General features: G+C 76.7%; 10 protein-coding genes. 8 read left to right on the top strand and 2 right to left on the bottom strand.

Features of this window, described 5'->3' with window-relative positions:
• Window positions 1–118: 118 nt before the first annotated feature.
• Window positions 119–1,390 (top strand): histidine kinase, encoded by a 1,272-nt coding sequence (locus tag ABZW10_RS26510; RefSeq protein WP_355370205.1) that lies wholly within the window; start codon window positions 119–121, stop codon window positions 1,388–1,390.
• A 12-nt stretch (window positions 1,391–1,402) separates the two neighbouring features.
• On the opposite strand, the gene ABZW10_RS26505 is transcribed toward ABZW10_RS26510, so the two are convergent.
• A complete protein-coding gene (locus ABZW10_RS26505) occupies window positions 1,403–1,912 on the bottom strand; it encodes an SUKH-3 domain-containing protein (RefSeq protein ID WP_355370202.1) in 510 nt (169 codons plus the stop codon).
• Between the two features lie 118 nt (window positions 1,913–2,030).
• On the bottom strand, window positions 2,031–2,495 hold the full coding sequence (locus ABZW10_RS26500) for a YwqJ-related putative deaminase (protein ID WP_355370201.1): 465 nt from the start codon (window positions 2,493–2,495) through the stop codon (window positions 2,031–2,033).
• Between the two features lie 380 nt (window positions 2,496–2,875).
• On the opposite strand from ABZW10_RS26500, the gene ABZW10_RS26495 reads away from it, so the two are divergent.
• The 7 genes from ABZW10_RS26495 to ABZW10_RS26465 form a co-directional block, all read left to right on the top strand.
• Window positions 2,876–4,033 (top strand): Gfo/Idh/MocA family oxidoreductase, encoded by a 1,158-nt coding sequence (locus ABZW10_RS26495; protein ID WP_355370198.1) that lies wholly within the window; start codon window positions 2,876–2,878, stop codon window positions 4,031–4,033.
• On the top strand, window positions 4,030–5,010 hold the full coding sequence (locus ABZW10_RS26490; protein WP_355370195.1) for an NAD-dependent epimerase/dehydratase family protein: 981 nt from the start codon (window positions 4,030–4,032) through the stop codon (window positions 5,008–5,010). Before ABZW10_RS26495 ends, ABZW10_RS26490 begins: the two co-directional genes overlap by 4 nt.
• A 122-nt stretch (window positions 5,011–5,132) precedes the next feature.
• Window positions 5,133–6,281 carry a DegT/DnrJ/EryC1/StrS family aminotransferase gene (locus ABZW10_RS26485; protein WP_355370193.1) on the top strand — a complete coding sequence of 383 codons (1,149 nt, stop codon included), beginning with the start codon at window positions 5,133–5,135 and terminating at the stop codon, window positions 6,279–6,281.
• A 75-nt stretch (window positions 6,282–6,356) separates the two neighbouring features.
• Window positions 6,357–7,472, top strand: coding sequence for a DegT/DnrJ/EryC1/StrS family aminotransferase (locus tag ABZW10_RS26480; protein WP_355370190.1), 1,116 nt, complete (start codon window positions 6,357–6,359; stop codon window positions 7,470–7,472).
• A 143-nt stretch (window positions 7,473–7,615) separates the two neighbouring features.
• Window positions 7,616–8,617, top strand: a complete 1,002-nt coding sequence (locus ABZW10_RS26475; protein ID WP_355370188.1) for an SMI1/KNR4 family protein — start codon at window positions 7,616–7,618, stop codon at window positions 8,615–8,617.
• An 84-nt stretch (window positions 8,618–8,701) separates the two neighbouring features.
• Window positions 8,702–11,437: an SUKH-4 family immunity protein gene (locus tag ABZW10_RS26470; protein WP_355370185.1), complete on the top strand. Its 2,736-nt coding sequence runs from the start codon at window positions 8,702–8,704 to the stop codon at window positions 11,435–11,437.
• A gap of 267 nt (window positions 11,438–11,704) precedes the next feature.
• Window positions 11,705–12,909, top strand: a 1,205-nt coding sequence (locus ABZW10_RS26465; protein WP_355370183.1) for a hypothetical protein, incomplete at its 3' end; no start/stop codon positions are given.

Below are 12,909 nucleotides of genomic sequence, written 5' to 3'. Positions count from 1 at the left end.
CGGGGCCGGTCCGCGGCCGGTCCGGGGGGCGGCCGGGCCGGGTGCCGGGCGGCAGCCGGGCGGTTTCTCGGCGCGACCCGGTGGGGACGGGCCCGGGACGCGCCGTAGTCTGTGGGGCATGAGCAAGTCGCCTGGGGAGCGCACGCGGGACCGGTCGTCGTTCTTGTGGTGGCAGCGGCGGCGCAGCGCCCTCCTGGACGCCGGGCTCGCCGCCCTGGCGGCGCTGGAGTGCACCGGCAGCTCGATCGCGAACGTCGGCAGCCGGGTCCACCTCGGCGCGGCGGCGGAGATCGTGCTCGGGGTGTTCGCCGCGATGGCGGGCGCGAGCCTGGTGCTGCGGCGGCGCTGGCCGGCCGTCCCGGTGGTGGTCGCGCTGCTGGTGATGCCGGCCGTGCCGAGCATGGTGCTGCTGCTGGTGGCGCTCTTCACGCTGGCCGAGACCTGGGAGTGGCCCTCGCGCCGCCGGCGGGTGGTGGCGCTCTCCGCGCTCGCCTACGCCGAGGCGGCCGGGGTGATCCTGATGTCGATGCTCAACCCCGGCGAGTCGGTGACCGACCAGCCGCCGTTCTGGGGCCAGCTGGTGTTCTCACTGCTGGTGGCGGCCGGCGCGACGGCGGCTCCGGTGGTGACCGGCCTGTACGTCGGCGCCCGGCGGCGGCTGATCGATTCGCTCCAGGACCGCGCGCACGGCCTGGAGGCCGAGCTGGACCTGCTGGCCGAGCAGGCCAGGGAGCGCGCCCGCCGGGCCAGGCTGGAGGAGCGCACCCGGATCGCCCGGGAGATGCACGACGTGGTGGCGCACCGGGTCTCGCTGATGGTGGTGCACGCCGGGGCGCTGGAGCGGATCGTCGTCAAGGACCCGGAGAAGGCGACGCAGAGCGCCAAGCTGATGGGCGAGGTCGGCCGGCAGGCGCTCAACGAGCTGCGGGAGATCCTCGGCGTGCTGCGGATGTCCGACGAGAGCGCGCCGGAGCCGGACTCGCTGTCCGGCCTGCCGCGGCTGGTCGACCAGTCCCGGGCGGCCGGAATGGCCGTCACCCTGACCGTCAGCGGCAGCCGGCAGGAGTTCACCGGCGAGGCCGAGCAGACCGCCTACCGGGTGGTGCAGGAGGGGCTGACCAACGCCCACAAGCACGCCGGCGGCGCGCAGGTGTCGGTGCTGCTCGCCTACGCGCCGAACGGCGTGCGGGTGAGCGTGGTGAACGCCTGCCCGGGCGGTGAGCGGGCCGCCGTCGCGCTGCCCAGCGGCGGCAACGGGCTGGTCGGAATGCGCGAGCGGGTGGTCGCGCTCGGCGGCACCTTCTCGGCGGGGCCGGAGCGGGACGGCGGGTTCCGGGTGGAGGCGGTGCTGCCGTCCCGGCTGGTGGTCCGCCGGGACCGGCTGGTCTGAGCCTCCGGTCCGTCAGACCTCGTCGGCGGTGCGCAGCCGTTCCGGGGCGGTGCCCAGGACCAGCGTGCTGATCGCCTGGTCGACGCCTGGGCCGAGGTACCACTCACCGGTGTGGTCCAGGCTGTAGACCCGGCCCCGCTCGTCGATCGCCAGCAGCGCCTGCCCGTACGCCTCCTCGCCCAGCGGGGCGATCCGGACGTCCAGGGCGCGGCCCAGGTCGGCCAGGGTGCGCGGCTGGTGCAGGCCGCGCAGCGGGTCGATCAGGAACGGGGTGCGGGCCAGCTGCCGGCCGGGCCCGGTCAGGTCGAAGGCGAGGCCGCCGAACTCGGCCCAGGCCTCCACCGCCGCCGGGAACACCGCGTGCTGGACGCCGGCCGGGCTGCCGTGGCCGACCAGGGCGTCGGCCCACTCCTCGGCCTGCCGGATCTGCCAGCGCCCGGGGTGCCAGCCGGCCGCCTTGAGTTCGGCGGCGACGTCGGCCGGGAAGCGCGGGCGGGTCCGCGGCGCGGGACCGCCGAGCACGGCCGAGGTCGGGGTCGGGGAGGGGGCGGGCGGATTCAGGACGGGCTCCGGTGGCTCGGGGACGGGGGACGGGCGGTGCGCCGCACGGCCGGCACGGGGTGGCCGTGCGGCGGACCGGTCAGCCGGCGGCGGCTGGGCCGACCGCGACGCTCTGGACGGTGAAGTGCTCCAGCAGCGGAGCGCAGGAACGGCAGGGCGGCGCATGGGTACCGTGCGCGGGATCGTGCTCCTCGCGGATCCGTACGGTGGTCAGCCGGGCGCCCTTGAGCGCCTTGCGGGCCTCGTGCAGGGTCATCGGCTTGCGGGCGGCGCGCTTGGAGCGCCGGCCGTCCACCGCCGTCAGGTACCGGGAGAGCAGGACCGCCTCCGGGCAGCGGCCGGTGAAGCGCTCGCGGTGCTCCGGCGGCAGCGCGTCGAGGAAGTCGCCGACCAGTGGGTGCAGGACCGGACGGCGGTCCGACTTGTCGCCGGCCAGGGTCTGCACCTCGCCGCCCTTCAGCGAGAGCGCGGCGGCGACGGCGGGCAGCAGGCTGTCGCGGTGGTGGCGCAGCACCGGCGGTTCGGCCGGTTCCCCGGTGGTCATGGCGCGCCCTCCTCGTCGTCCCGCTGGTCGTTCGTCCGCCTCCCGCCCGGCCCTTCCGCCCGGCCCGGTGGTGGCACGGCTGTCAGGGGCCAGCCTGTCAAACGACACTGACAACCGCACATCCGGGGTGCGGAGGGCGGAGCCGACCGGCGGGCGGGCACGCGACGTTGGCCGGATCGGCACGGCATCATCACGACTCGTCCCCGGTTTTCCCGAATCCGCCCCCGGTGGCCGCGGTGGCCGGTAGCGTTCCAGCAGCAAGCGAGGGGTCGGCCGGTCCGGTGGGGGCACCGGGGGGAAACGGCAACGCCTCCGCTTGCCACGGCCGTTGGGGCCGCCGGGGCCGGGGGGCCCTGACGCCTAGCAAGGGGGGTCTTGCGATGACGGAAACCGCCAACGAGGCACCGGGCGAGCACGTGCCCACGCCGGGCACACCGCCGCAGCCGGTGCCCGCGCACCGGATCGGGATCGCGGTGGTCGGGGCCGGCTACTGGGGTCCGAACCTGGTCCGCAACGCGCAGCAGACACCGGCGCTGCGCCTGCACTGGCTCTGCGACCTGGACGAGGCGAAGTCCCGCCGGGTGCTCGGTGAGTACAGCACCGTCCGCGCCACCACCTCGTTCGCGGAGGTGCTGGCCGACGACCGGGTCGCCGCGGTCGCGGTGGCCACCCCGGCCGCCGCGCACTACCGGCTGGTCCGGGCCGCGCTGGAGGCCGGCAAGCACGTCCTGGTGGAGAAGCCGATCACCACCTCGGCCGCGGAGGCCGCCGAGCTGGTGGCGCTCGCCGAGCGGCGCGGCCTGGTGCTGATGTGCGACCACACCTTCTGCTACACCCCGGTGGTGCGCCGGATCCGGGAACTCGTGCACGGCGGGGAGATCGGCGACGTCCAGTTCTTCGACTCGGTGCGGATCAACCTCGGGCTGGTCCAGCCGGACGTCGACGTGCTCTGGGACCTCGCCCCGCACGACCTGTCGATCCTGGACTTCGTCCTGCCGCCGGGTGTCGAGCCGGTCGGCGTCTCCGCCCAGGGAGCCGACCCGATCGGCGCCGGACGGGCCTGCGTGGCGTACCTGACGGTCCGGCTGAGCAACGGCGCGCTGGCGCACTGCCACGTCAACTGGCTCTCGCCCACCAAGGTGCGCACCACGCTGATCGGCGGCTCGCGGCGCACCCTGGTCTGGGACGACCTCAACCCGCAGGCCAGGCTAGCGGTCCACGACCGCGGCGTGGACCTCACCCCGCCCGACGAGCTGACCGACGCGATCCGCCACCAGGCGCTCATCTCGTACCGGGTCGGCTCGATGGTCGCCCCCGCCCTGGTCGAGCAGGAGGCGCTGCGCAACGTGATGGCCGAGTTCGCCGCCGCCATCACCGAGGGCCGCGCCCCGCTCACCGACGGCCGGGCCGGCCTGCGGGTGCTCCAGCTGCTGGAGGCGGCCTCGCTCAGCCTCGAACTCGGCGGTGCCACCGTCCCGGTGGGCACCGGCCTCGACTCCGCACTGTCCGAAGCTCAGGAAAGGGCCGCCACCCGGTGAACGCTGTACAGATCGAGGGCTCCCGCTGCCTGGTCACCGGAGGGGCCGGCACCATCGGCTCCACCGTGGTCGACCAGCTGATCGAGGCCGGCGCCCGCGAGGTGGTCGTGCTCGACAACTTCGCCCGCGGCCGGACGGCCAACCTCGGGTACGCCCAGCGGATCGCCGCCCCCGGGCAGCTGCGCGTGGTGGAGGGCGACATCCGCGACCGCGCCCTGCTGCGCCGGCTGCTCGACCCGGGCACCGACCTGCTCTTCCACCTGGCCGCGATCCGGATCACCCAGTGCGCCGGCGAGCCCAGGCTGGCGCTGGAGGTCATGGTGGACGGCACCTTCGACGTGGTCGAGGCCGCCGCCGAGACGGGCGTCGGCAAGGTGGTCGCCTCGTCCACCGCCTCCGTCTACGGCCTCGCCGAGGTCTTCCCGACGCCCGAGACCCACCACCCCTACAACAACGACACCCTGTACGGGGCGGCCAAGGTCTTCAACGAGGGCCTGCTGCGCTCCTTCCACGCCATGGCCGGCCTGGACTACGTCGCACTGCGCTACTTCAACGTGTACGGGCCCCGGATGGACGTGCACGGCCGGTACACCGAGGTGTTCATCCGCTGGATGGACCGGATAGCCGCCGGCCGACCGCCGCTGATCTTCGGCGACGGTGCCCAGACCATGGACTTCGTCTACACCGAGGACATCGCCCGGGCCAATCTGCTGGCCGCCGCCGCGCCCGTCACCGACCGGGTCTACAACATCGCCAGCGCGAGCGAGGTCTCGCTGCGCGGGCTGGCCGACGCGCTGCTCGGCGCGATGGACCGCACCGACCTGGGCGTCGAGCACGGCCCGGCCCGGGACACCGCCGGCGGCGTGGTCCGGCGGCTGGCGGACATCGGCGCCGCCGAGCGCGACCTCGGCTGGAAGCCCGAGCTGGGCCTCGACGAGGGCCTGCGCCGGCTGGTCGCCTGGTGGCGCGAGCAGTAGCCGAGCCGCCGTTTGCCGTTGCCGTTGCCGTTCCCCGTCCCTGTTCTCCGTCCCCGTTCCTCGTCCCTTGTTCCTCGTCCCCTCGTACCGAGCACGCCCGAGCCAGCCTTCGGAGCACCCCTGTGTCCAGCAACCCCGTCCCGTCCACCATCCCGGTCATGGTGCCCTGGCTCGGCGAGGAGGAGGCCGAGGCCGCCGCCGAGGCGGTCCGCTCGGGCTGGGTGGCCCAGGGCCCCCGGGTCGCCGCGTTCGAGCGGGCCTTCGCCGAGCACCTCGGCGTCGAGCACGCGGTCGCGGTCTCCTCCTGCACCACCGCGCTGCACCTGGCGCTGATCGGCGCGGGTGTCGGGCCGGGCGACGAGGTGGTCGTCCCCTCGTTCTCCTTCATCGCCACCGCCAACGCCGTCACCTACGTCGGTGCGGTGCCGGTCTTCGCGGACGTCGACCCGGCCACCGGCAACCTCACCGCCGACACCGTCGAGCCGCTGCTCACCGAACGCACCAGGGCGGTGATCGCGGTCGACCAGGGCGGGGTGCCGGTCGACCTGGACGGCCTGCGGGCCGCCGTCGAGCCGCGCGGCGCCACCGTCGTCGAGGACGCCGCCTGCGCGGCCGGCTCGGTGTACCGGGGCCGGCCGGCCGGCGCGGGCGCCGAGCTCGCCGCGTACTCCTTCCATCCGCGCAAGCTGCTGACCACCGGCGAGGGCGGCATGGTCACCTGCCGGGACGGTGAACTCGCCGCCCGGCTGCGGCGGTTGCGCGAGCACGGGATGAGCGTCTCGGCGGCCGACCGGCACGCGGCGGCCGGCGGCGCGAGCCTGCTGGAGACCTACGACGAGATCGGCTTCAACCACCGGATGACCGACATCCAGGCCGCCGTCGGCCTGGTGCAGCTGGGCAAGCTGCCCGCGATGGTCGCCCGGCGGCGTGAACTCGCCGCCCGCTACCGGGAGCTGCTGGCCGGCACCGGCCTGCGGCTGGTCGAGGACCCGGCGCACGGCACCACCAACTACCAGTCCTGCTGGGTGCTGCCGCCGGACGGTGCCCCGGAGCGCGCCGAGCTGCTGGCCCGGCTTGCCGGGGCCGGGGTCTCGGCCCGGCGCGGCATCATGGCCGCCCACCTGGAGGCCCCGTACAAGGGGGCCGCCCGGGTGCCGCTGCCCGCCACCGAGCTGCTCACCCGGCGTTCGCTGATCCTGCCGCTGTACCACGCGCTGACCGAGGAGCAGCAGGACCGGGTGGTGGCCGCGCTGCGGGCCGCACTCGGCTGAGGCCGCGGCCCGCCCGTGCTGCTGTCCGTCCGTCCGCTCGTCACGCCCACCGACCGGCCCAGGGGAGACCACAGGATGACCACCGACCAGCCCGTCCCGCTCGTCGACCTCGCGGCCGCGCACACCGAGATCGAGGCGGAGGTCCGGGCCGGCTTCGACCGGGTGCTCGCGAGCGGCGGCTACGTCAAGGGACCGGAGGTGGCCGGCTTCGAGGAGGAGTACGCGGCCTTCTCCGGAGCCCGGCACTGCGTCGGCGCCGCCAACGGCACCGACGCCCTCGAACTGGCCCTGCGCGCCCTCGACCTGCCGCCCGGCGGCGGCGTGGTGCTGCCCGCCAACACCTTCGTCGCCACCGCCGAGGCCGTCCAGCGGGCCGGCTTGCGCCCGGTGCTGGTCGACGCCGACCCCGAGCACCTGCTGATCGACCCGGTCCGGGTCGCCGAGGTGCTCGCCGACGCCGTCGCGCTGCTGCCCGTCCACCTCACCGGCCAGCTCGCCCCGATGGCGCCGCTGCTCGAACTGGCCGGCGGACGGCCGGTGGTGGAGGACGCCGCGCAGTCCCAGGGCGCCCGGCAGGACGGCCGGTCCCTGCACGGCCGGATCGCCGCGACCAGCTTCTACCCCGGCAAGAACCTCGGGGCGTACGGCGACGCCGGCGCCGTCGTCACCGACGACGACGACCTGGCCGCCGCCGTCCGGCTGATCGGCGACCACGGCTCGGCGCGCAAGTACGCGCACGAGCGGTTCGGCTTCAACTCCCGGATGGACGCGCTGCAGGCCGTCGTGCTGCGGGCCAAGCTGCGCCGGCTGGCCGGCTGGAACGAGGCCCGGCGGGCCGCCGCCGCCCGCTACGACCGGCTGCTGGCCGGGCTGGACGGTGTGTCGGTGCCGCGCACCGCGCCCGGCAACGAGCACGTCTGGCACCTGTACGCGGTCCGGGTCGGCGCCGGCCGCGGGCGGCGGGACGCGCTGCTGGCCGCGCTGAACGCGGCCGGGATCGGCGCGGGCGTGCACTACCCGGTGCCGGTCCACCTGCAGCCGGCGTTCCGGCACCTCGGTCACGGCGAGGGCGCGTTCCCGGTCGCCGAGCGGGCCGCCGGGGAACTGCTGACGCTGCCGCTCTACCCGCAGATCACCGCCGGGCAGCAGGAGCGGGTGGTGGAGGCGCTGGCCAAGGCACTCGCGGCCTGAGCCGCGGCGCGCGCCGTCCCCGCACCGCTCGCCCCGGGTCGCGCGCGGGCGTGCCGGGCGGGGGGCCGGGCCGCGCGCGCACCCCCTACGCTGGTTTCCGACAGGCGCACCGAGAACATGCAGCAGCCAGTGGGGGCTCCCAGATGACGACAGGTCGGCCCGGCGTCGCCGCCGCACCGAACGCGGCGTACGCAGGTCAGGTGGTGCACTTCCCGGACCCGGTCCGTGCGGAGCGGCACCCCGCCGGGGTCCGGGTGGACGAGTACGGCTACCCGGACTTCGGCCCGTACGCCGCCGCGGCGGCCGAGGTCGCCGACCCGCCGGCCGGCTTCGGCGTCGACGAGCTGCGGCTGACCGACTACGTCTCGGCCAACGTCGCGCAGTTCACCCAGGGCCACCCGCTCTGGGCCGACCTGGAGACCGCCGTCGCGACCCCGCCCGGCTGGACCTGGCACCACGCGGTCGGCCGCGCCGCGCCCGGCTGGCGGCGGATGGAGCTGGTCCCGGTCGAGGTCAAGGCGCTGCTGCGGCACCACGGCGGCCTGGCCACCTCCTCCGCCGACCACGCGCGCCGCGGCACCCGGCCGCTGCAGGAGAAGCGGCCGGTGCACTTCTCGCTCGCCAAGGACGGCGGCGACCCGATCGGCGTCTCCGAGGACCTCGTGCAGCGGGCCGAGGAGCGGCTCGGGTACCGGCTGCCCGGCGCCTACCGCACCTTCCTCAAGCTCGGCGGCGGCCGCGCCCCGGTCGGCGTGGCGCTCGACGCGGAGCTCGGGCTGCTGCTCGACCAGCCCTTCCTGACGCTCACCGAGGAGTACGGCACCGCGGACGTCGTCTACGCCAACAAGTGCCTGCGCGACCACCTCACCAAGGACTACCTGGGCATCGCCTACGCCCAGGGCGGCATCGTGGCGCTGAAGGTGCGCGGCGAGCGGACCGGGTCGGTCTGGTTCTGCCTCTACGACGACGCCCGGGACACCGGTGCGCCGGAGGCGGCCGAGGACCGGGTCGGGCGGCTGCTGCTGCCCTGCGGGGAGGACTTCGACGACTTCCTGCTGCGGCTGGCGGGGAGCCCGGCGGAGCTGGAGACGGTGGCCGGGCTGATGGTGGACGGCGGCTTCGCCCGTGCCGTCCCGGTGGGCTGACGTGGCGGCGTCGGGCCGTGCGGCCCGGACGGTCGCCGAGGGCGTGGAACGAGCGGGGACGATGGGGACAGGGGTGAACCGGGCGTGGTGACGTACGCGCAGGCGCATGAGCTCGCCGAGGAGTGGATCAACGGCGGGGTGCTGCGGGAGCGGCAGCGCGAGGTGCGGGTCCGGGAGTTCGACCTGGGCTTCGTCTGCTGGGCGGTGCAGCCGGGTGACGGCGCGGCGCCCGCCGAGGGGGAGGCCCGGCTGGTGATCGCCCGGGACTCCGGCGCGAGCACGCTCTGGCCCGCGCTGCCCGTCAACGAGGTGGTCCGGCAGTACGAGGAGGCCTACGGGCGGCCGGTCGCGGCCAATCCGGCCGGTGCGGCCCGGCCCGCGCCGGGACCGGTCGAGGCGACGTCCTTCCTGCTCAGCCCGCCGCAGTGGCTGCAGGAGGCCGGTGAGGCGGCGCTCGCCGCGGAGGCGGAGCGGCTGGGGACGGGGGCTCCGGACGCCGAGCCGGCCGCCGACCGGGCCGTCGACCGGGCCGCCGACCGGGGTGGCGCGCCGGCCGTTCCGCCGGTGGCGCCGCCGGTTCCGCCCGCGCCGCCGGCCGCCCCGGTCGTGCCGCCCGTCGTTCCGCCCGCCGCTGTGCCGGGTGCCGCTGTGACGCCCGCCGCTGTGACGCCCGCCGCTGTGACGCCCGCCGCACCGGGTGCCGCGCCCGTCGCGCCCGAGTACGGAGAGCTGCCCGCGCCCGCCGTCCTGACCACGCCGCCGGTCTCCGAGCGGCCCGCCGGGGATGCGCCGACCATGCTCGCCCCGCCGCCCGGCCACCGGGAGCCGGCCGCCGCGCCCGCCCCGCGTGCGGAGGTCGAGGCGGCGACCGTGCTGCTGCCGGACGGGCTGCGCACCAACGGCGCCGGCCTGCCCGGCGAGCCGCGGGCCGGCTCCGAGGCGGCCACCGTGCTGCTGCCCGAGGGCGGTCTGCCGGGGCTGGCGGGTCTGCCGGGTGCGCCCGGCGGTCCGGGCACGCCCGCGCCGGGCACGCCGGTGCCGCCGCAGGGCGTGCCCGTCCCGCCGCAGGCCGCGGCCGTGGAGCCCGCGCCGACGCTGCTGGCGCCGCCGGACGGTCCGCCGGGCATGGCGGGTCTGCCGGGTGCGCCGGGTGCGCCGGTCCCGCCGCCGGCCGCGCCGTCGGTCGAGCACGCCCCGACCATGCTCGCCTCGCCCGACGGCCTGCCCGGCCTGGCGGGCCTGCCCGGCGCGCCCGCGCCCGGTGCTCCGGTGCCGTCGCCCGCCGACGCGCCGGCCGGTGGCCGCAACCCGGCGTCCGCCCCGCCGCCGCCCCCGCCCGCCGGACTGCTCGGCGGCCCGTCCGGCCCCGGCGCGGGTTCCGCTCCCGTCGGCCTCGGCCGCAACCCGGCGTCCGCCCCGCCGCCGCCCCCGCCCGCCGATCTGCTCGGCGGTTCCGGCCCGGCCCCCGCCGCGTCCGGCGGTCGCAGCGCCTCCAGCGCCCCGCCGCCCCCGCCCCCGGCGGGTCTGCGGCCCGGCGACGCCCCGCCCGCGCCGCCCGCCGCGCCCGTACCGGGCGCCGGTGTGGCGTACGAGCGCACCCAGCTGGCGGGCGCGGTCGACCCGGCGCAACTCGGTGCCCCCGCCGACCCGGGCACCCCGCCGTCCGGCGGCCCCGCCGTCCCGCCGCCGCCCGGCGCGGGCGCGCCCGTCGACGCACCGGGGGCCGGTTACGGCTACCCGGGCGGCCCGGCGCCCGTCGGCCCCCCGGCGCCCGCCCCGGCCCCGGCCGCCCCGCCGGCGCCCGTGCCCGTGCCCGGGCCGCCGCCGGCCGCCCCGGTGCCGCCCGGCGTGCCCGCCGTCGGCCCGGGCTACTTCGCCGCGCTCAGCTACCGGGGCCCGGACGGTTCGGAGCAGAAGCTGCTGCACCGCAGCGAGCCCGGCACCCCGCACCCGGAGTGGAAGATCCTGCAGGACCTGCGACGGCTGAACGTGCCGCCGGAGCAGGTGCTGGAGCTCTACACCGAGCTGGAGTCGTGCGACCTGCCCGGCGGGTACTGCAACCGGATGATCGCCGCCTCCTGGCCGAACGTCCGGCTCACCCACACCGCCGACTACGGCCGCGACCACCACTCCCGGCAGGCCGGCATGGCCCAGCTGCTCGACCACCTGGACGAGCTGCACCAGCTGGCCTCCGGCCAGCAGCGGGTCCGGCCGTTCCGGGTGCCGCTGCCCGCGCCGGGCACCGTCCCGCCGCTGCCGCCGCTCGCCCCGCAGCAGCTCGCCTCGGAGCTCGGCCAGGCCTTCGGGCCGAACGTGTTCCGCTTCGAGCAGCGCGCGGTGGCCCGTCAGGGCGTGCCCGAGCCGGTGGCACAGACGCTGATGTGGGCGGGTCTGCCGCGCGAGTTCGGACCGTTCTTCTGGGCGCAGGCCCAGGAGGGCCGGCCGATCCCGACGCTCGCCGAGCTGGCCGCCGAGCGCGGCCTGCCGGGCGGCCCGGACTTCGGCGGTTACCTGGTGCTCGGCAACGACTACGGCCGGCAGCTCTGCGTGCAGTACGGCACCGCGCACGTGGTCGCGGTGGATCTGGAAGGAACCGGCGAGCCCCCCCGGTTCGTCAACACCGGTGTACCGGAGTTCGCCCGTTCGCTGGCCCTGCTGGGGCGGATGTGGCGGCTGCGGTACGGGCTGACCCCGGACCAGGCCGGTCGCTGGACGACGGACTTCCAGGCCCAGCTGGCCGCGATCGACCCGGCTGCGCTGCAGTCCGCGGACACCTGGTGGGCCGTGCTGCTGGAGCAGTTCTGGGACGGTCTGCTCTGAGCAGGCCGTGCCGGATCCGCGCAGGTGGCAGGGGGTCGTTCCGGTCTCCGGAACGGCCCCTTCGGCGTACCGGCGCGGCGGTGCCTCGTTGGGGTTTCGTCCAGATCCGCGCAAAATAGGTCAAGAGGATGGTCACTGTCGTCCATTCTCGACATGTTTCGATCCGCCCGACGCACGATTCCCGACCGGGTTCGCCGACCCGGTCCCCGAGCAGACCGATCCGTCCGATCATGGGCTCCGCAGCCCGCGACACGAGGGGAAGAGCCCATGAGCGACGCCGTCCCCCAGTACGGCTTCACCGTTGCCCGGCGCGGTTACGCGCCGGAGCAGGTCGACCGAGCCCTGACCGCGCTCACCGCGCAGCGCGACGAGGGGTGGGAACGGCTGAGCGTGCTCGGTGCCGGACTCCGGGAGATGGAGCGCCGGCTGGCCGAGATCCAGCAGGCCGCCGCCGACGCCCCCGAGCCCGACTACCAGGTGCTCAGCGACGAGGCCGCCGGCCTGGCCCGGCTGGCCGAGAACGAGGCGCGCGCCGTCCGCGACAAGGCCGAACGGTTCGCCGAGGACCTCCGCGACGAGGTGTACGAGGCCGGCCAGGCACTCGACCGCGCCGCCAAGGAGTACGCCGCCACCACCCGCACCGAGGCCGACGCCGCCGTCCGCCGCACCGACGAGCGCACCCGGGCCGAGGCGGAGACCATCCGGGCCGAGACCGACCGCGAGGTCCGGTCCGTCCGGGACGCCGCCACCGGGCACGCCGCCAAGGTCCGGGTCGCGGCCGCCGAGGCCTCCGAGCGGGCCGAGGCCAAGCTGGCCGAGCTGCGCCGCAAGGCCGACGAGATGTTCGCCGAGGCGCAGGCCGAGGCCGACGCCGAGGACGCGACGGTCTCCGCCACCGCCGAGCGGCGGGTCAAGGAGGCCGAGCAGTTCCGCGAGACGGTGCTCGGCCAGATCAAGCAGAGCGACGCCGAGGCGCAGGCCCGGGCGGACCAGCTGGTCGAGCAGGCCCGGCGCGAGGCCGAGCGGATCAACGCGGCCAGCGAGCGCGAGCAGCGCGAGTACGCGACCAGGCTGGAGACGGTGCAGCAGCACCTCGACCACATCAAGGCGACGCTGGCCTCGCTCACCGGTGCCGCGGTCGGCGCGATCGAGCCCGCGGCGCTCGCGGCGGCCACCGCCGTCCCGGCCACCGCTGTGCCGGTCGAGGCCGCTCCGGTCGACGGTGCGCCGGTGGACCGGGCGCCGGTGGTGGGCCGGGCACCGGTGGTGGACTCGGAGGCCGACACCGGGGAGATCCCGCTGCCGGTCCTCGCGGACCCGCGGGCCGACCTCCGCAAGGAGGCGCTCCCGGCGCCGGCGAGCGAGGCGGCCACGGCGGTGCTGCGGGTCACCCCGGGGCGGGTCACCCCGGCCCCGGCGGCCGCGGTCGCCACCGGACCGGTGCCGCCGCGCCCGGCCACCCCGCCGTCGGC

It is taken from the genome of Kitasatospora sp. NPDC004723, assembly GCF_040609255.1.
Taxonomy (GTDB): Bacteria; Actinomycetota; Actinomycetes; order Streptomycetales; family Streptomycetaceae; genus Kitasatospora.
Note: the sequence above shows the minus strand (reverse complement) of the source record. Positions and strands in the feature narration are given on the sequence as shown.

Coding starts and splice junctions, on each gene's coding strand:
- ABZW10_RS26475 (WP_355370188.1), top strand. CDS start 7,616: ATGACGACAGGTCGGCCCGGCGTCGCCGCCGCACCGAACGCGGCGTAC.
- ABZW10_RS26495 (WP_355370198.1), top strand. CDS start 2,876: ATGACGGAAACCGCCAACGAGGCACCGGGCGAGCACGTGCCCACGCCG.
- ABZW10_RS26500 (WP_355370201.1), bottom strand. CDS start 2,495: ATGACCACCGGGGAACCGGCCGAACCGCCGGTGCTGCGCCACCACCGC.
- ABZW10_RS26510 (WP_355370205.1), top strand. CDS start 119: ATGAGCAAGTCGCCTGGGGAGCGCACGCGGGACCGGTCGTCGTTCTTG.
- ABZW10_RS26480 (WP_355370190.1), top strand. CDS start 6,357: ATGACCACCGACCAGCCCGTCCCGCTCGTCGACCTCGCGGCCGCGCAC.